Source organism: Vibrio sp. RW (assembly GCF_027587105.1).
In the GTDB taxonomy this organism is placed as follows: Bacteria; Pseudomonadota; Gammaproteobacteria; order Enterobacterales; family Vibrionaceae; genus Vibrio; species Vibrio toranzoniae.
Genome location: NZ_JAPPTM010000033.1, coordinates 1 through 19,501, shown reverse-complemented (window position 1 = coordinate 19,501; position 19,501 = coordinate 1). Strand labels below are relative to the sequence as shown.

The 19,501-nt window shown below is 45.1% G+C and carries 18 protein-coding genes and 1 riboswitch; of the genes, 7 read left to right on the top strand and 11 right to left on the bottom strand.

Features of this window, described 5'->3' with window-relative positions:
• The first annotated feature begins 740 nt into the window (after window positions 1-740).
• Window positions 741-1,238: a thiol peroxidase gene (gene tpx, locus OCT63_RS19015; RefSeq protein WP_161688493.1), complete on the top strand. Its 498-nt coding sequence runs from the start codon at window positions 741-743 to the stop codon at window positions 1,236-1,238.
• A gap of 169 nt (window positions 1,239-1,407) precedes the next feature.
• On the opposite strand, the gene uvrD is transcribed toward tpx, so the two are convergent.
• Complete coding sequence (gene uvrD / locus OCT63_RS19010; RefSeq protein ID WP_060468871.1) at window positions 1,408-3,582, bottom strand: DNA helicase II; 2,175 nt, start codon at window positions 3,580-3,582, stop codon at window positions 1,408-1,410.
• 263 nt (window positions 3,583-3,845) lie between these two features.
• Here uvrD and OCT63_RS19005 point away from each other — a divergent pair, with 263 nt between their 5' ends.
• From OCT63_RS19005 to OCT63_RS18990, 4 genes are all read left to right on the top strand, one after another.
• Window positions 3,846-4,106, top strand: coding sequence for a BufA1 family periplasmic bufferin-type metallophore (locus OCT63_RS19005; protein ID WP_017055279.1), 261 nt, complete (start codon window positions 3,846-3,848; stop codon window positions 4,104-4,106).
• 64 nt (window positions 4,107-4,170) lie between these two features.
• Window positions 4,171-5,031 carry an MNIO family bufferin maturase gene (gene bufB / locus OCT63_RS19000; RefSeq protein WP_269984339.1) on the top strand — a complete coding sequence of 287 codons (861 nt, stop codon included), beginning with the start codon at window positions 4,171-4,173 and terminating at the stop codon, window positions 5,029-5,031.
• Window positions 5,028-5,795, top strand: a complete 768-nt coding sequence (locus tag OCT63_RS18995; RefSeq protein ID WP_269984338.1) for an HvfC/BufC N-terminal domain-containing protein — start codon at window positions 5,028-5,030, stop codon at window positions 5,793-5,795. The genes bufB and OCT63_RS18995 overlap by 4 nt, the downstream gene beginning before the upstream one ends.
• A gap of 1 nt (window position 5,796) precedes the next feature.
• Window positions 5,797-6,255: a DoxX family protein gene (locus tag OCT63_RS18990; RefSeq protein ID WP_269984337.1), complete on the top strand. Its 459-nt coding sequence runs from the start codon at window positions 5,797-5,799 to the stop codon at window positions 6,253-6,255.
• A gap of 88 nt (window positions 6,256-6,343) precedes the next feature.
• Here the strand turns inward: OCT63_RS18990 and tsrA are convergent, their stop codons facing one another.
• Together tsrA and OCT63_RS18980 are read right to left on the bottom strand one after the other, a co-directional pair.
• On the bottom strand, window positions 6,344-6,625 hold the full coding sequence (gene tsrA, locus OCT63_RS18985; RefSeq protein WP_017055283.1) for an H-NS-like global regulator TsrA: 282 nt from the start codon (window positions 6,623-6,625) through the stop codon (window positions 6,344-6,346).
• Window positions 6,626-6,727: 102 nt separating this feature from the next.
• Window positions 6,728-7,927, bottom strand: coding sequence for a multidrug effflux MFS transporter (locus OCT63_RS18980; RefSeq protein WP_206379909.1), 1,200 nt, complete (start codon window positions 7,925-7,927; stop codon window positions 6,728-6,730).
• 101 nt (window positions 7,928-8,028) lie between these two features.
• Here OCT63_RS18980 and OCT63_RS18975 point away from each other — a divergent pair, with 101 nt between their 5' ends.
• A complete protein-coding gene (locus OCT63_RS18975; RefSeq protein ID WP_060468876.1) occupies window positions 8,029-8,970 on the top strand; it encodes a LysR family transcriptional regulator in 942 nt (313 codons plus the stop codon).
• 118 nt (window positions 8,971-9,088) lie between these two features.
• A complete protein-coding gene (locus OCT63_RS18970) occupies window positions 9,089-10,879 on the top strand; it encodes an aminopeptidase P family protein (RefSeq protein ID WP_269984336.1) in 1,791 nt (596 codons plus the stop codon).
• Window positions 10,880-11,035: 156 nt separating this feature from the next.
• On the opposite strand, the gene thiH is transcribed toward OCT63_RS18970, so the two are convergent.
• From thiH to OCT63_RS18930, 8 genes are all read right to left on the bottom strand, one after another.
• A complete protein-coding gene (gene thiH, locus OCT63_RS18965; protein WP_269984335.1) occupies window positions 11,036-12,163 on the bottom strand; it encodes a 2-iminoacetate synthase ThiH in 1,128 nt (375 codons plus the stop codon).
• A 7-nt stretch (window positions 12,164-12,170) separates the two neighbouring features.
• Window positions 12,171-12,935 carry a thiazole synthase gene (locus OCT63_RS18960; protein WP_161680393.1) on the bottom strand — a complete coding sequence of 255 codons (765 nt, stop codon included), beginning with the start codon at window positions 12,933-12,935 and terminating at the stop codon, window positions 12,171-12,173.
• 2 nt (window positions 12,936-12,937) lie between these two features.
• Window positions 12,938-13,147 carry a sulfur carrier protein ThiS gene (gene thiS / locus OCT63_RS18955; RefSeq protein WP_019820040.1) on the bottom strand — a complete coding sequence of 70 codons (210 nt, stop codon included), beginning with the start codon at window positions 13,145-13,147 and terminating at the stop codon, window positions 12,938-12,940.
• Window positions 13,144-13,926 carry a HesA/MoeB/ThiF family protein gene (locus OCT63_RS18950; protein ID WP_269984334.1) on the bottom strand — a complete coding sequence of 261 codons (783 nt, stop codon included), beginning with the start codon at window positions 13,924-13,926 and terminating at the stop codon, window positions 13,144-13,146. Before OCT63_RS18950 ends, thiS begins: the two co-directional genes overlap by 4 nt.
• Entirely contained in the window at window positions 13,916-15,208 is a 1,293-nt protein-coding gene (locus tag OCT63_RS18945; RefSeq protein WP_161688482.1) for a thiamine phosphate synthase, read from the bottom strand. Before OCT63_RS18945 ends, OCT63_RS18950 begins: the two co-directional genes overlap by 11 nt.
• A complete protein-coding gene (thiC, locus tag OCT63_RS18940) occupies window positions 15,208-17,157 on the bottom strand; it encodes a phosphomethylpyrimidine synthase ThiC (RefSeq protein WP_269984333.1) in 1,950 nt (649 codons plus the stop codon). Before thiC ends, OCT63_RS18945 begins: the two co-directional genes overlap by 1 nt.
• 130 nt (window positions 17,158-17,287) lie before the next feature.
• A riboswitch (TPP riboswitch) is annotated at window positions 17,288-17,386 on the bottom strand.
• 62 nt (window positions 17,387-17,448) lie between these two features.
• Window positions 17,449-17,832 (bottom strand): fluoride efflux transporter CrcB, encoded by a 384-nt coding sequence (crcB, locus tag OCT63_RS18935; protein ID WP_060468883.1) that lies wholly within the window; start codon window positions 17,830-17,832, stop codon window positions 17,449-17,451.
• 99 nt (window positions 17,833-17,931) lie between these two features.
• Window positions 17,932-19,314, bottom strand: a complete 1,383-nt coding sequence (locus OCT63_RS18930) for a multicopper oxidase family protein (protein ID WP_161688479.1) — start codon at window positions 19,312-19,314, stop codon at window positions 17,932-17,934.
• Window positions 19,315-19,501 lie beyond the last annotated feature (187 nt).

The window sequence follows — 19,501 nt, the reverse complement described above, 5'->3', positions numbered from 1 at the left end:
TCGATATTTAATGGAGAAAATAGGTAGACGTTAATCGCAAGTATTTGAAAAAAAACATAATGTATATTTATTATTCAAATAATTATCTAGAAATTAGCTGGAGCCCCATTGCCGATAGGTAAGGAATGGGTAATATTAAAGGTGTCGGAAGGATGCTGACACGGAACAGGAAATACCACGGACTTGGTTATCTTCAGGACGAAGATTCGATTACTCAGGATGAATAATCGGCATGGATAGCGAAATGGACATTGAATGGACGCAATAGTAACTAGGATGGTTGCTACTAAGGAAGACAATGGACACCTCTGGACGAGGAAAGGACTGAACATCAGGATGATGTAAAGGACACCGCTCAAGGAACAAGTGACGCGCGCTAACGAGGAATGTTGGCAGATCAGGATAAGATCAAGGACACCGCTAGGAAGGCGATGAAAGGAATACGCTGAAGGATGACAGCACACTATCATGGATTTGATGCATGGAGCACACTTAGTAGCCGGATTGCTGCGAGTAAGACTATAGACCCCGATGAGCGCAAGCTCTCGGGGTTTTTCTTTATCTATACCGCTATTTATTGCTTTTCAATTGACTAACCTAATCGACCGGCCAACCGAACATAAAATACGTTTAATTATAATTCTGACATTTAAAGCATTCACTTCTTAACCACTTCAGAGTAACGTAAGTCTCACTAGCATCAATTAGTTTCATAACCATAATTAAATTAAGGACAATCTATGTCACACGTTACCTTCAAAGGTGCAGCTGTTCCCCTAACAGGCACATTCCCACAAACAGGCGAAAAGGCACCAAGCTTTGCACTGACTGCGGGCGATCTTTCTGAACTGACTCTTGCTTCTCTTGAAGGCAAGAAAGTGGTTCTAAACATCTTCCCAAGCATCGACACAGCAACTTGTGCGACGAGCGTACGTACGTTCAACGCAAAAGCGGCGGAACTTGAGAACACGGTTGTGATTTGTATCTCTGCTGATCTACCGTTTGCTGCGGGTCGCTTCTGCGAACTAGAAGGCATTGAAGGCGTTCAACACGCTTCGACTTTCCGCTCTCCTGCATTCGCATCAGACTACGGCGTAGCGATTGCTGAAGGCCCACTAGCAAGCCTAACGACACGTGCCGTTGTCGTTGTTGATGAAAAAGGTGTGGTAACGCACAGCGAGTTGGTTGCCGAGATCACTGAAGAACCAAACTACGAAGCGGCACTTTCAGCACTGTAAGCATCCTTTCTAGGCAGAAATGCCTTAAGCTCGATTCAGCCTATTTGGAATAGTATCGAGCAATAAAAAGAGCAGCCATTGGCTGCTCTTTCTGTTTTTAATGCGGGTTACTTTAAATGCTGAACGGTTTTTAAAGACCACACTGCTTTCTAAATGCTGAAGTAGCAGATTAAAGTTGCTCTAAACGAGCATAAGCCGTCACCAACCACTTGATGCCTTCACCGTTAAACGCGACTTGAACTCGGCTTTGTGGACCACTTCCCTCGAAGTTGATGATGGTACCTTCACCAAACTTAGGGTGCTTAACGCGAGAACCCAAACTAAAGCCCGTTTCGTTAAAATTCTCTTTCACGGCGGTTTGGCTAAAGCGACCACTGCTTGCAGGACGGCTCACTTGCGCTTTCATACGCACTTCATCCAGACATGTCTCTGGTAGCTCACGAATAAAGCGTGATGGTTTGTGGTACTTGTCCTGACCGTACAAACGACGCATCTCAGCGTAAGTGATGTAAAGCTTCTCCATCGCACGGGTCATGCCTACATAGCAGAGGCGACGTTCTTCTTCCAAACGCCCTGCTTCTTCCGCTGACATCTGGCTTGGGAACATGCCTTCTTCGACACCTACCATGAATACCATTGGGAACTCTAGGCCTTTAGCACTGTGCAGAGTCATGAGCTGAACCGCATCATCAAACTCATCAGCCTGACCTTCACCCGCCTCCAAAGCCGCATGAGTTAAGAACGCCGTCAGCATACTCATCTCATCCGCTTCTTCTGGCTTTTCAAACTGGCGCGTTGCCGTTACCAATTCTTCCAAGTTCTCAATACGTGCCTTCGACTTCTCACCCTTCTCTTGTTCGTACATCGCAAACAGACCCGACGATTTAATCACGTGGTCGGTTTGTTCATGCAGGCTAAGTTCTAGCGTGTCATCTTCAAGCGCATTAATCAGCTCGATAAAGCGACTCAATGCACCCGCAGCACGACCGGGTAGCACTTGCTCTTCTATCAAAGCAACACTGGCTTCCCACATGGTTGCACCACGATCACGCGCCGCAAGACGAATCGTCTCTAACGTTTTATCGCCTAAGCCACGCGTTGGCGTATTGACGACACGTTCAAACGCTGCATCATTACTGCGATTGCTCATTAAACGCAGATAGCTCAAGGCATCTCGGATTTCCTGACGCTCGAAGAATCGCATGCCACCGTAGATTCGGTAAGGCAGACCACCTTGAATAAGCGCTTCTTCAAGAACACGAGATTGGGCGTTATTACGATAAAGCATCGCGGTATCTTCTAGCGCACCGCCTTTCTCCTGCCACTCTTTGATCTTGCTAACCGTAAAACGCGCTTCATCTAGCTCGTTATACGCCGAGTAAACTGAGATTGGCTCACCATCGTTACCATCGGTCCACAACTCTTTACCCATACGCTCAGTGTTGTTCGAGATAAGCTCGTTCGACGCCTGCAGAATGGTTTTGGTTGAACGGTAGTTTTGTTCGAGTCGAACCGTTGAAGCGCCTGGGAATTCATCCAAGAACTTCTGAATATTTTCGATTTTTGCACCACGCCAGCCATAGATAGATTGGTCATCATCACCCACGATCATCACGCGACAATCTGGGCCTGCCATCATCCGCAACCAAGCGTATTGGATGTTGTTGGTATCTTGGAATTCGTCGACAAGAATGTGCTTAAAGCGAGCTTGGTAATGCTCTCGGATGTGTTTCTTATCGCGCAATAGTTCATGCGATCTCAACAAGATTTCAGCAAAGTCGACCAAGCCAGCACGATCGCATGCCTCTTGGTAAGCAGAGTAAATCTTTAACCACGTTTGAGTTATTGGATCATGGTAGGCATCAATGTGACTTGGGCGTAACCCTTCGTCTTTTTTGCCATTGATCCACCAAGAAGCTTGCTTGGCTGGCCACTGCTTTTCATCAAGATTTTGCGCTTTGATTAAACGGCGTAGCAAACGAACCTGATCATCAGAATCAATGATTTGGAAATCTTCTGGCAGCTTTGCATCTAGGTAGTGAGCACGAAGGATGCGGTGACAAATACCGTGGAAAGTGCCGTTCCACATGCCTGACGAACTCCCCATCATCAACTCTTCAATACGGCCACGCATCTCTGCTGCCGCTTTATTGGTGAAGGTGACTGACATGATAGAAAACGGTGAGGCTTGCTCTACGCTTTGCAGCCAAGCAATACGATGCACCAACACTCGCGTTTTACCACTACCAGCACCTGCCAGAATAAGTAGGTTTTCTAAAGGTGCTGCGACCGCCTCACGTTGTTTGTCGTTTAGGCCATCGAGTAAAAGCGAAGGATCTATCATTGGATATGCTCACTACTGGGTATTTATACATAAAAGTTGATTATAACCTAAACACTAAGCTGCGTTTAGGGGAATAAGAAGAAAAAACATCCAAAATTTAACAAAATAAAATCAACAACTTAAATGTAGACGTACAACTAACATCGATAAATTCTGCAATGTGGTGAAATTATTTCCAAGTTATGCCTATCTTCTTAGGTAAGCACGTTAACAATTCATTAACCTGCGATGCGTAAATAATATTAAATTTAGAGGGAATGACTATGAAAAGTTCTAATCTTGCTGTTACAGCTGCCATCACAAGTGTACTCGCGTTCGGCGGTGCCGTTCTTACATCAGCACCTGCGGAAGCAGCAGCAAAAGAAAAATGCTACGGCGTGGCAAAAGCTGGCCAAAATGATTGTGCAACCAAAACAAGTTCGTGTGCAGGTACAGCAAAAGAAGACAACCAATCCGATGCATTCGTGGTCGTTCCTAAAGGACTGTGTGGCAAATTATCGGGTGGTAGTACTCAACCATCATAATTGAGCTGCTTAGTATGGTGGGCTGTTATTCAGCTCACCTCCACTTTCCATTAGGAGAACCGTTGTGACTCAAACTCTTCACCCCAATGCAGGGGTTGGCCTTAGAACACCGCACTTGGACTTCTTTAGCCACAATCCAGCTTTAGTGAGTTGGTTAGAGGTTCACAGCGAAAACTACTTTTTAGCTCAATCACCGCAACGCCAACAACTCAGAGAAATGCGTAATGCCCACAACATCAGTTGCCACGGTGTAGGACTGTCTCTTGGTTCTGTTGATCGTATCAATCAACACCATCTGGTGCAGTTAAAAGATCTGATTGATGATATCGAACCTTTCTTGGTTTCTGATCATCTCAGCTGGAGTCAGACTGGTGGTCATTACTTCAATGACTTGTTACCACTGCCTTATACCGAAGAAGCGCTAGAGGTCTTTTGTCGCAATGTCATCGAGGTACAAGACAGCCTGCAACGCCCTATGCTGATTGAGAACCCATCGAGTTACCTTGCCTTCAAACATTCAACCATCCCAGAATGGGAATTTTTGGCTGAGGTCCAGAAGCGCACCGAGTGTCGTCTACTGCTCGATTTCAACAATATTTTTGTCTCATCTTTTAATCATGGCTTCAGCTGCGCCGAGTATCTCAGTGGAATACCGGCAGACAAAGTGGAAGAGATTCACTTGGCAGGTTTTACCCAAAAAAAGCTTGAACAAGGCGAGATCTGGATAGACACCCACAGTAAACCTGTCTGTGATGAAGTGTGGCAACTCTATACTGACTGGATTGCACAACATGGTTTGCGCCATACCTTGATTGAGTGGGATCTCGATATCCCAGAACCACAAGTCTTATTGGCTGAAGCAACCAAAGCCAGTGATATCTTGTATCAACACGACAAGTTCAACCAAAGGAGTCGCGCATCATGAGCCACTCCCTAGCTGATATTCAATCAGAATTTGCTAACGCGTTACGTTATCAAAACAATGGTGAGCATTGCGACATAGTGAGCGACCATTTTACCGATGAACAACGCATCCAGATTTACCGTAATAACTTTGTGATCAGCTTGAGCGAAGTTCTGGCAGCAACCTACCCACTCACGGAAATGTTGGTTGGTGAAGAGTGCTTCCAACAGATGGCTCGTCAACATGTCTTAAATTATCCATCGATCTCTGGTGATGTCAGTGGTTACGGTGAACACTTTGAACAGACTATCCAAGCCTTTCCTGCCGTTATTGAAGCTGCGCCTTATCTCGGCGAAGTGGCTTTTTATGAATGGCAGAAAGACAGCTTGGTAAGGTTTACGTCACAAGTACATGTCGACCAGAGGCCTCTTTCTTATTTAGCGGATGTATCACAAGAACAACAAGGCGCTATAGTTTTCCATCTCAAAGACTCAATAACACTAATCAATTCTAGCTATACGATTATCGCGCTTGAGCAAGCTATCTACCAGCAACAACTCGATGGGTTAGACATCAATCAAGCTGAGTTTGGGGTATTAATCCGAGCTGAGAATTCACAGGTTGAGAGCCATGGTTTAAGTAAAGAAAGCCACCAACTCCTCACTGAATTGCAATCAGGTCGAACACTCTCAGCTATCGAGCCTTTACTACTACAACATCTGAATGCTGTCATGACACTTAATGTCATCTCAGGTTTTTCAATCAATGCCGAATGGGAGACATAATATGGATAACAACACAGTCACGAACATGATGGCTCAATACGACAATTTGATTGAGAAATCACAGGCACTTTTTGTTCCAGTGCTTCTGCTATTTTGTCGCCTTTGGGTGGCGTGGGTGTTCTTTAATTCTGGGCTGACTAAGATAGCCACTTGGGATAGCACCCTTTACTTATTTGAGTTGGAGTACCAGGTACCACTGCTGCCTTGGGAATTAGCCGCTTACATGGGTACTGCCGCTGAATTGATTCTACCGGTGTTCTTAGCGATCGGCTTATTAACACGACCGATGTCTGCAGTGCTATTCGTTTTTAATATCATTGCTGTCGTTTCATACCCTGTATTGTGGGCGCAAGGCTTCTACGATCATCAGTTGTGGGGATTAATGATTCTTATCGTTATCGTGTGGGGCGCAGGGCCATTCTCGCTTGATAGAATGTTGAAATTTCAGTTCAGGGGCTAGAGTGCTTTTGCATAGCCCTTAGACTTATATACTTCGAGAACGCAAAAAGCCACTCAATAGAGTGGCTTCTTTTTTTGACTGGGATAAATTATTTGCTTAGAAAAGCTTGTAGATCTTCGGCAGAAATACCTTGTTCTGCTAGCTCTTTTGCTAATAGCTGAACCTGTTCACCTTTACGAGACTCTATCACACGCTGAAATTGGTAAATGATATCTCGCAAAGTATCGATTGGAACTTGTTTTGCCGCACTGCGAATACGCTCTTCACTTTGATTACCTAGCTCTTTGAGCAGTTTACCAAACATAACCTTTTCAGGTGCATCTTCCATTTGTTCTAAGATGCGCGCCATTTCGTAGGTTGTTAATGACATTACAGTATTTTCCGTTGGGTACTAACGTTTCAATGAGTGACAAATATACCATGTTTTAGGGTTTCGAAAACCGCCATTTGTATATTTTGTCACCCTTGTAAATTATGCCTTGGCAAACGTCGTATGCCACGACCTACCCGCTTTGCTCGCAAGCACTAACAAAGCTGGAACAATCAGGAACATTTGTAGCGCAATCATTACCTGTGATGTTAAATCAAGACGTTGCATGGTACCCACAAGAAGTCCTGAACCACTCATTTGGAATAAGCCAAGTAGCGCAGCTGCGGTACCCGCACGGTCACCAAAAGGTTCTAGAGCTTTACCTGCCGCTGCACCAAGAATCCAAGCAAAGCCTACCGACGACAAGAAGATCGGTAACATGAACGCGATAGCCGTGGCTTGATTTGCAAGCACCAGCATAATCACACCCGCTAAGCCAAGCATTGAGATACCAATAATAAGCGCCCTGTAAGTACCAAAACGATCCATGAACTTAGGAGCGGTAAAGGCTGCCGCAATATTAATAACCGCGTTAACACCAAACCACAAGGTAAACTCATTCATCGTCAAACCTAGGTTTTCCATCAGTACAACCGGTGCAGAAGTAACATAAGCAAGAATGACTGCCATCGCCATCAAGCACAATGTCGCATGGAAGATGAATGATGGTGTTTTCAATACCGACCAGTAACGCTCTAGTTTGAACACCGCAACCTTTTCTGTGGTGGGGTTAGACTCTTTCATTTGGAAAAACAAAATGGTGCCAACCACAACAGCGAAAACAGCCATAAAGCTAAAGTTGGAGCGCCAACCAAACTGTTGAGTCAACCAAGCACCAAGAATAGGAGCCAATGCAGGAATAAAGCAGATCGCACCATTAAGGTAACTGATCATTCGACCACTCCTATGAGGGCCAAATAGATCGCGAACCGTTGCAAAGGCTGCTACAGAAGTCGCACAAGCTCCTAAGCCTTGCAGCAGCCGAGCTATTAACATCATATCAATCGATTGAGCTGCCCACGCCAAGCAAGCACTCAATGCATAGATACTAATACCTCCCAATGCAACGGTTCGACGTCCTAACTTATCAGCTAAAGGGCCAGCAAACAGTTGGCCGACACCCATGGCAAATAAAAACCAAGTTATCGTATCTTGTGCTAGTGCATGTTCCACGTGAAACGCTGTCGAAATTTGTGGCAGAGCTGGTAAATAGATATCAATAGCCAAGGGGCTAAATAGAACCAACATTGCCAATAAAGCAACCTGCAGTTTACTAGGGGTTGGAAGCGCGTTAGAAGGCACAAGATTCTCCGGATGAGTTAATTTCGGTGCATAATAACCAACTAAAGATATGAACAAAAATGGCATATACTCATTAGCATTATTCCAAATAGGAAACTCACATGAATATAGAAAAACTGTCACGCCTCGACCTAAACTTATTAGTTTGCTTGCAGGTACTGATAGAAGAGCTGAGTGTCACTCGCACCGCACAACGTTTGTGCTTGAGCCAATCAGCGGTGAGTAAGTCATTAGCAAAACTTCGTGAGCAATTTAATGACCCCCTTTTCACACGCAGTGCTCATGGTCTACGACCAACACCAAAAGCGGTTTTCCTCAAACCTCGATTGGAAACGTTAATCAACCAGCTTGATGTACTTACCCAACCAGAGACTTTTACTCCCAATAACAGCGACCACAGTTTTCATATTGCGGCTGTAGAAAGTGTCTACCCGCTGATTCTTCCTCACTTTTTACCTGCGATATTTAGGCAGGCCCCAAAAGTTAACATCAACACTCACACTTGGTCAGAACAAACGTTTAAAAAACTACAGCTTGGTGAGTTGGATATTGGTCTAACGGGAAAAGATATAGACATCAACGATGCTAGGCTAACCATGCAGCCACCAGATGATATCTGTGAGCAAGAGATCTATCGTGATGCGCAAATGTGTGTACTAAGACGTAACCATCCAGCCTTAACTGGCAAATGGGACTTAGATACTTACCTTGCACAACGGCATGTGCAAGTCAGGTGCGATGGAAATGACCGCTGGTTGCTAGATTATAAACTGGCAGACATGGGGCACCAACGCGATATCGCTATCTCGGTACCAGACTTCAATAGCGCCGCAAGCTTGTGTACTTATACTGATTTTGTATTTACTGCACCAAGCCACTTTACTTATCTTGTTGCCAAACAACTTGACCTAGTGGTGGTCCCTTTACCAATGGAATTCCCTCCGATGGCTTACACTCTGTTTTGGCACCGTGACAGAGAAAACGACCCAGCACTAACTTGGCTGCGAGATATCATAAAAGAAAAAACCCTGCACCTTAGATAAAAATGGCGTTCAGCATTTGCAGCAAACGAACAAAAGCGCTAGCTTATTGACCTAGTCCCCTCATAGGTATATCTACTGTGGGCGCTAATAAGGACCCTAACAATAAGGATAAACACAGATGCACAATATCACTGCTGAACGCGTTGCTGCGGTTCGATCTTGGCTTGAATCAAACCACTTAGATGCCGTGATCATTCCACACGAAGACGAATATCTAGGAGAATACGTTCCAGCTCATAACGAGCGACTGCATTGGTTAACCGGCTTCACTGGTTCTGCAGGTGCAGCGGTTATCACTCGTGAGAACGCTGCTATATTTGTTGATGGTCGCTATACCGTTCAGGTTCGTAAGCAGGTACCAGCAGAGCTGTTTGAATATCGCCACCTTATTGAAGAACCCGCTTTAGATTGGATCATCAATTCTTTACCACAAGGCAGTAAGGTTGCATTCGACCCACGCATGCACACCTCTGCTTGGTTGAAAGGCACACAAGCAAAACTGGCAGAGAAAGTTGAGCTAACAGCACTCTCTTCTAATCCAATAGATCAGCTTTGGTCTGATCGCCCAGAACCTGTCGTATCTGATGTTCGTCTAATGGCAACAGGCGCCGTTGGTCAGTCAAGTACAAGCAAGCGCGCTGAGATTGCACGCTTACTCAAGATAAAAGGTGCTGATGCGGCTATTCTTACTGAACTCGATTCAATCTGTTGGTTGCTTAACATTCGTGGTTTGGATGTCTCTCGACTACCTGTTGTGTTATCCAACGCGATCATTCATGCCGATGAAAGCGTCGATTTCTTCTTAGACCCAGCGCGTATCCCTACAGACTTTGAAGCACACGTCGGTAATGGTATTCGTGTCTCTCACCCATCAGAGCTTGAATCCTGCCTTGAATCTTTAGCAAACAAAAATGTATCGGTCGATTCAGGTACCAGTAACGCTTGGTACACACTTGTTCTGCAAAACGCTGGCGCACATATCATTGAAGCAGCAGACCCATGCTTAATGCCAAAAGCCGCGAAGAATGAAACTGAAATTGCCGGCATGAAGACGTGTCACATTCGTGATGGTGTTGCGATGGCGAAGTTCTTGTCTTGGATTGATGCAGAAGTGGCGCAGGGCAACCTACACAACGAAGCAGTCTTGGCTGACAAAGTACAATCATTCCGTGAACAAGATCCAACACTGATGGACCTAAGCTTTGACACGATATCAGCAGCTGGCGGAAACGCAGCAATGTGTCACTACAACCATGAAAACCAACCTGAACCAGGTCAGCTAGAAATGAATACTCTGTACCTAGTCGATTCAGGCGGTCAGTACCTAGATGGCACCACTGATATCACTCGCACTATCGCGATTGGTCAACCAAGCGACGAAATGATCCAGCAATTCACTCTCGCACTTAAAGGTCACATCGGTATTGCACGTGCTCGTTTCCCACAGGGTACTCGTGGTTGCCAACTGGATATCCTAGCGCGTCAGCACTTATGGGCTGAAGGGTTCGATTACGATCACGGTACTGGTCACGGTGTTGGGCATTTTTTAAGTGTTCATGAAGGTCCGCAAAGTATCTCTAAAAAGCTGGTTGACGTACCTCTTGTTGAAGGCATGGTGTTATCAAACGAACCGGGTTATTACCGTGCTGATGAGTTCGGTATCCGCATAGAAAATCTAGAGCTGGTTGTTGAGCTTCCAACTCAAGGTGACTTCTCAGTACTGACTTTTGAATCACTAACGCGTTGCCCTATCGATAAACGCAACATCAACGTCGATTTGCTAACTCGACCTGAACTGGCGTGGCTCAACGACTACCATCAAAAAGTATGGCACGATCTTAGCCCATTAGTTGAAGGTGATACGTTGGAATGGTTGCGCCAATCAACGACTCCATTAGCTCACGCATAAGGTTTAGCTAGCTTATTAACTGAACCAAAACGCACTTACTAAGTTAAATAAAAAGTGACAATAGAAAAACGGCTACCTAACAGGTAGCCGTTTTTGTTTGTCTGTATCAATACATCTAAACTAATGTTTCACGTGGAACATTAGTTTAGATGTTAACTAGCCAGAATAAGCACTGTGCCAATCTTTCCAAACTGGGTCGAATCCTCGCCGACGAATCATCGACTCCACATCGGCAGCACTTCTCTCATCACTTATCTCAAATTGCTCAAGTTCTTCTTCGCCCGAAGCATAACCGCCAGGTTGGGTTTTCGAAGCCGCCGACATACTTGTTATTCCCAATGGCAACACATTGTCGCGGAACGTTGCAGACTCACGAGTCGAAAGGGATAACTCAACCTCTGGGTTTAACAATCGATACGCGCAGATAAGTTGAACCAACTGTTTATCGCTCATAACAGACTTAGGTTGTAGACCACCATTGGCATCTCCCCCCTCACAAGGACGAAGGCGCGGGAACGAAATCGAGTAACGAGTTTGCCAGTAAGTGCGTTCTAGGTAATCTAAGTGAGCAGCAACAAAGAAGCAGTCGGTTCGCCAATCTTCCAAACCAATCAAGGCTCCAATACCTATCTTATCGATACCCGCCTTTGCCAATCGATCGGGAGTTTCGAGGCGGTACTCAAAATCCATTTTATTGCCACGCAGATGATGCTCCGCGTAGGTTCTTGGTTGATAGGTCTCTTGGTAAACCATCACCGCATCTAAGCCGAGAGTTTTAAGTTCTGCGTAATCATGCTGGTCAAGCGGCTGTACTTCCATCGCAAGGTAGTTGAATTGTTTTTTGATATTCGGCAACACCTTTCGGAAGTAATTCATTCCAACCTTAGTTTCATGTTCACCGGTGACCAACAAAACACTATCAAACTTCATCTTTTTGATAGCTGCACTTTCAGCATCAATTTCATCCGAGGTTAGTGTACGGCGCTTGATACGGTTCTCCATCGAAAAACCACAATACGTACACGCATTCGCGCACAAGTTAGATAGATACAAAGGAATATAAAGCGACATCGTATTACCGAACCGCTTACGCGTTAGCGCCAGCGATTGTTGTGCCATCTGCTCTAAGTAAGGTTCCGCTGCCGGAGAGATCAAAGCCTTAAAATCTTCTAAGTCTCGTTTGGGTTTACTCAACGCGCGTTCAACATCCGCCGCCGTTTTACTGAAGATAGACATACCAATGTCATCCCAGTTGAGTTGTTTAAATCGATCAACAAACGTCATAATAATACTACTCATCTAGGAATGAAGTTAGCGGGCTTGAAGCAACCGCGTGAGATACTTTTCCAGCGAGACCAGCAAGGTAAGACATTCGACCCGCTTCGACTGCCAGTTTAAAGGCAATCGCCATATCAACAGGTTGTTGTGAGGCTGCAATCGCAGTATTCACTAACACAGCATCTGCACCCATTTCCATTGCACGCGCCGCATGTGATGGCGCTCCGATGCCAGCATCCACAATCACAGGGACGTTCGCTTGGTCGATAATGATCTCTAGGAAGTCGGCTGACGCGATTCCCTTATTAGAACCAATGGGTGCACCGAGTGGCATCACAGCAGCACAGCCTACCTCTTCTAAGCGCTTACACAGAACAGGGTCGGCGTGGCAATAAGGCAACACAACAAAGCCATCTTTCACCAACTGCTCAGCAGCGTTAAGTGTCTCGATTGGGTCTGGCATCAAGTACTTTGGATCCGGGTGAATCTCAAGTTTTAGCCAGTTTGTGCCTAGCGCTTCACGAGCCAAATGCGCAGCAAAGATGGCATCTTTTGCATTCTTCGCACCAGAGGTATTCGGAAGTAGATTAACGCCAGCATCAATAATGGGCTGCAAAATATCATCTTGCTCAGAGCGAATATCGACCCTCTTTAGCGCCATGGTTGCCAGTTGAGAACCGGAAGCCTCGATAGCACTCGCCATCAAATGCTTGTTTGCGAACTTGCCGGTTCCAGTGAACAGACGTGATTGAAACGTTTTATCTGCGATGGTTAACATGGTCAGCCCCCTGCAATAGCTTGGAAAAGAGAGATGGAATCGCCTTCGTTGACGATGGTTTGTTGCCATTGGCTGCGTGGTACAACCGCGTTATTGATAGCAAACACACACCCCAAATCAGGTAGCGATAGTGCTTGGATGATGTCTGAAAGAGACGACGATTGCGCGACCTGCTCTGGTTGCTCGTTTATAGAAATAGTTATGTGGCTCATTGTGCTTCTTCTTCTAGGTGTTGGATCGCATTTGTGTGGCAAACCGGACATTCGCTATCTTGCGTGACCATTAGGTTTTGCCAGTTCATGGTCTGGCCATCGAACAGCTTTAGCTGATGCGTTGCGACTTTAAACTCGCCACCACTAATACGCTGAATAGCAGCAAGAGCTTGGAGATTACCTATAGTGCCGACCACTGGACCAATGATGCCGCTATCACTACAACGCGTTGTTTGTGGATGGTGCTCAAACGGGAAAAGGCAGTGGTAACACCCTCTCTGATTCTGATAATCAAAGACAATAAATTGACCTTTCCAGCCGATTGCAGAACCCGATATCAAAGGTGTATTCGCTTTAAAACAAGCTCGGTTAACCTGCTGGCGTGACGCGAAGTTGTCAGTACAATCCAACACGAGATCAGCTAACATTACTTCTAATTCAAGTTGGCTTTCACTCATTCGTTGATTGATGGTTCTTACTTGGCTTCGGTCATTGAGCTCATTCAGTTGTTGTTTAAGTGCTTCAACCTTAGGTGAACCTAATTGGCTTTCCTTGAACGCTACCTGTCTCTGCAGGTTGGACGAATCAACACAATCGTCATCGACCAACACGATTCTTCCGACACCAGAAGCTGCGAGATAGAGAGCAGCGGCATTACCTAAACCGCCGCAACCAATCACCAACACATGGCTGTTTAACAGGTTTCGTTGCCCTTGCTCACCTACCTCAGGTAATGCAATTTGTCGTTGGTAACGGATGAACTCAAAGTCACTCAGCATAGCTAGGCTCCCGCATAACCTCATTACTCGTCATTGAATACCTAGGAGCCATCAGCTTATCGAAGAATTCGATCACTTCTTGTGGGTCTTCCGCTAATGTAATCGCACGTACAACCGCTAAGCTCGATACACCACAATCCCAAACCTGCGCAGCTGTCGATTGGTCAATTCCGCCAATAGCAACCGTCGGGTAACCAGTAAGTTCTTCTGTGTATGGGATGGTATCAATTAGCTGTTGGTACAGAGATAAACGCACCAAACCTTGAGGCTTCGATGGCATCTGTTTCGTCGTGGTCGGAAATATATGGCCTAGTGCAATGTAGCTTGGATTGATTTGGACGATACGCAGCAACTCATAATAACCATGAGTCGATAGACCGATCTTAATACTCGCTAGGCTCAGTTGGGAAAGGTTTGATTCTTCAATATCCTCTTGCCCCAGGTGAACACCAAAAGCACCGTGCTTGAGTGCAAGTTGCCAGTAATCGTTAATAAAAACTTGAGCGTTATGTTCTCGACCAAGTTCGATCGATCGTGCGACTTGTTGCTCTAAGTCGGCTTGCTGCGGGTTCTTAATACGCAGTTGGATTGTGTTGATTCCAAGCTTAAGCAACCTTTCTATCCACTCAGCATCATCAACCACCGGGTATAAGCCGAGGCTATTTTTGCTCAACTCAGGGAAAGAAAGTGATGTCCCTTGGTTAGCCCAACCAACACTGATATCCAGTCGTTCGTCTTCTAGAACAGGGATAGGAAAATTTTGATAATGTGCTGGCCATGTTCCACGTGAAACATTCGACGCTGCGCGAGCTAAAACCAGTGCGTCTTCCAATGGAAATTCCAGCGCCAACAAAGTAAGTAACCAAGCAAAGTGGCTACGACTATCTAATTCTTTATGAACTGTAGTTTCACTCTTGATAACACGATTAGCATCTAAGTGTGACCAGATATCTAACACTGCTGAATCATCGGAGACTCCGATATAGACGGTGTTCGAAGCTTGAGTCAAAGCAGCACAAACATCGGTCAACGCAACTGAATTACTGTAATCAACAACATGGTTCAGTTGCGCTAACTGACACTCCGCCAATGAATCAATATCATGAGCAAAGCCAATAGATAGTGCCTGTTGAGCATCAACGATAGAGAAGTATCGAGTTGGGCTTACACCCAACTCAACTGCATCAGTTGCTAAACCTTGTCGTTTAGCAACCAATAGACAGTTTTGAACCTCCCCCGTTAACTCGATGTATTGAGATGGGATGAGAATCTTCACTGTCATTATTCCTCTAATTGAGCTTCTTTTGCGCCTACAGCAGGGTGATAGAGTTCAGAGCCAGTATCACGGAACTCTTGTGATTTTTGACGCATACCCTCCAACGGGTTATCTAGCATCTTAATCTCGATAGCCTGATCAGCCGCTACTTGTTCTGTGTCTTTCGCATACTCTCGAACTTCTTGAGAAACCTTCATCGAGCAGAACTTAGGTCCACACATAGAGCAGAAGTGAGCGACCTTGCCCGACTCTTGTGGCAGAGTTTCATCGTGGAAAGAACGTGCTGTTTCTGGATCTAAAGCTAGATTAAATTGGTCTTCCCAACGGAACTCAAAACGAGCTTTAGATAATGCATTATCTCGGATTTGTGCGCCCGGATGCCCTTTTGCCAAATCTGCAGCATGTGCGGCCAGCTTGTAAGTAATTAAGCCGGTCTTCACATCTTCTTTATTTGGTAAACCTAAATGCTCTTTAGGGGTTACGTAACAAAGCATCGCACAACCGTACCAACCTATCATCGCCGCACCAATGCCAGAGGTAATGTGGTCATAACCCGGTGCGATATCTGTCGTCAGCGGGCCTAATGTATAGAAAGGCGCTTCATGGCAGTGCTCTAACTGCTCGTCCATGTTCTCTTTGATAAGATGCATAGGTACATGTCCAGGACCTTCAATGATCACCTGAACGTCGTATTCCCAAGCCACTTTAGTTAACTCACCTAGAGTACGTAACTCTGAGAATTGAGCCTCATCGTTGGCATCTGCAATAGAGCCAGGACGCAGACCATCACCTAATGAAAGAGCCACATCGTACTTCGCACAAATCTCACAGATCTCACGGAAGTGTGTGTATAGGAAGCTTTCTTGGTGATGTGCAAGACACCATTTCGCGATAATAGAGCCACCACGAGAGACAATGCCAGTCACACGTTTAGCCGTCATAGGCACGTAGCGAAGCAGTAAACCTGCGTGAATAGTGAAGTAATCAACGCCCTGCTCTGCTTGTTCAATCAAGGTATCGCGCATCACTTCCCAGTTGAGGTCTTCGGCTACGCCATTCACTTTTTCAAGCGCTTGATACATAGGAACCGTACCAATTGGTACTGGGCTGTTACGCAGGATCCATTCACGAGTCTCGTGGATATTACGGCCAGTAGAAAGGTCCATTACAGTATCGCCGCCCCAGCGAGTTGACCATACTAGCTTCTCAACTTCTTCTTCAATTGAAGAGCTTACTGATGAGTTACCGATATTGGCGTTCACTTTCACTAAGAAGTTTCGGCCAATAATCATCGGCTCAGATTCGGGGTGGTTAATGTTTGAAGGGATAATAGCGCGACCTTCAGCAACCTCTTTACGTACGAACTCAGGGGTAATTTCTTTCGGTAGGTTTGCGCCAAAGTTATGGCCAGGGTGTTGATGGTTCAGTTGTTCATCAGCAAACTTCTGACGCCCCATGTTCTCACGTATTGCAATGTACTCCATCTCAGGAGTGATAACTCCCTGACGAGCATAATGCAGTTGAGTTACACATTGGTCGCCAGTAGCGCGACGAATTCTAGGCAGGTTTCCGTAACGAAGGTCGTCTAGGGTTTCATCTTCTAAACGTTCTTTGGTGTAAACAGAGCTTACATCATCGAGCAGTTCAGTATCGCCACGCTCTTCAATCCATTGCTCTCGCAACTTAGGAAGGCCGCTATAAAGGTCTATTTCATGCGTAGGATCGGTATAAACACCTGAGGTATCGTAGACATGAATAGGCTCGTTAGGCTCGAATACGGGCTCTTTTTTGCTGCCACCAACCAAGCTATCAGCGAGTGATATTTCTCGTACAGGTACTTGAAGGTCCTCTCGAGATCCTTGAATGTAAGCCTTTTTCGAATTTGGGTAAGGTTGTACGGATAAAGAATCAATGAAATTCTTCGCTTCCAGTCTTGCTTGTTTACGACTCGACATAGCATTTTTCCTTGGCTTTTAGCCATTATTTATAGGGATAAAAAATGCTTGACGGATTAGATGCTACAAGAGGGATCACGGTAAGAAATACAGTAGTGATCTGGAGATAGATCTCTAGAAGGTTTCTAGTTAGATATCTACTCTTGTTCCCTTCGCAGGTATTAGCCTGATCAGGTTCAACGGATCCCGAGTTAACGGTCTCAGCCATATGGCACTCCGACAAGTATGATCGAGTATATAAAAACGGCTTAGATAAACCAAGCCGAGTTGTTAACAAATCGTAAGAAAACTTTAAGACTTTATCAAAAGTTGGAAGCCGATCCATGCTGCTGAGATACTGAGAACCACATTTAGCAGTACATTGATCCCCATCTTAAAAAATGCACCCTGCTGCATAAGAAGCACGTTATCCATCGAAAATGTAGAAAACGTCGTCAGTGCACCTAGGAAACCTAGACCGATAATCTGTCTCCATGGTTCCGTTGCGAGTATCTCATTTTCAAATGCCGCAATAAGTAATCCCATGATAAAGGAACCAATAACGTTAACAGTTAGCGTACCATAAGGAAAACCACGCCCTAACATCACCACACATAACTCTGAAATCAAATAACGTGAGCAAGCACCAAATGCCCCACCAATGGCAATAAAACCTAAAATAGATAACTGACCCATGAACCCTCCCAAACAGTATCCCTACATTCTAACTTTACCGCCGATAAAAGCGAGGGTAGAAACTAAGAATATATGCGCAAATATTAAACGTTACAGGTGTCACTTAACTTCAATATATCCCATTAAACCCGTTTTCATGTGTTCTATAACATGACAGTGATACATCCAGCGACCAGGGTTGTCGGCAACAAATGCCGCTTTCGCTCGGCCATTTTTCCCAAGTAGCACAGTATCAGTATGGAAAGGTTCTTCTATTTTTCGACCATCAAGTTCCAATACAGTGAATGTGTGTCCATGAATATGAATTGGGTGATGATATTGAGTGACGTTCTTAAGATCGAATATGTAGGTTTTACCTAACTCTAAAGTCGCTAGCGGTTCAGGAATATTGTCTTTACTCATCCCCTCCCATGCGCGCTTATTAGTAAGCCAAAACTTAGGCATGGACTTCCCATCTTTAGATACTGGTGAAACCGCCCCTTCCCACTCGAACACAAAATCGATCTCTTCAGCATAAGCTAAATCTAAATTGGGTACAGGATTAAGGGGTAAAGAAGGTAGAGAGCGACTCTCAACAAGTGAGGAACCTACAACTTCGAACTCACATAAAGAGAAAGGAAAACGCCCCTTCATTTGAAGGACGTTCACTCGCTCACCAGCTTTAGGTGCTATTAGCCCAAGATCGACACGCATACCTGGGCCAATTTTGTGTTGAGTCAGCTTATAAGGTGTCTTTACAGGGTTGCCATCGATGGCAATGACCCATGCTTCAGCCCCTTCAATAGCAATCGGATAGGTAATCGTGTTATCAACATTAGCGATACGCAGCCTAGTCGTTGCATACTGCTTCAGTTGATAGGTGGGTTCATGTACTCCATTAACACTACTCCACTCACCAGGAGTGCCCATACGAGCACTGAGACGTGGGATCATTAGGTCTTTCCATTGACCTTGCTTGTCGATATGCCAATGTTTAAGCATCAATACGTGTTCTTCGTCAAACTGCACTGGAGTGCTTTCTTCTACAACAATAAGACCAACCAAACCCATACCAAGCTGCTTGACGCTGTTCATGTGTGGGTGATACCAAAATGTGCCGGCATCTGGCGGTATAAACTCATAAATGAAGGTTTCACCCGGCATTATCGGTGGTTGGCTCAAGAAAGGAACCCCGTCCATTTCGATTGGAATTCGCAGACCATGCCAGTGAATGGTCGTTGGCTCTGAAAGCTTATTAGTAAAACGAATTGTGACCTTTTCACCCTGTCGACATCGAATCATCGGAGCAGGAATATGACCATTAAAGGCTAAAACATTGGTATCAAACCCCGCGACTAACTCAGCCGTTGAAGGTTCAGCAGTTAAGTCATAAACATACTTTCCTTGTTCATCAACAGACCGCTTCATTGAACAAGCAGGTAGGACTATTAGTGCAGATATAGCGAGGGATGATTGAATAAACTTACGACGGGAAATATCCATATTTGTTGCCTTTTAGTAATAACGACTAAAATGTAACAAAATATTGAGAACAATTCTCATAAAGAAATTTAGTTTGTGCTATTGATTGTTTATAAAAGAAGCAAAGTAAGTGAGTGCTTACATTTTTAAGACTAGATTTTATTAAAGTAGGAATTATCGACTAAAAAATAGAAAGTAAAAAGGCTCT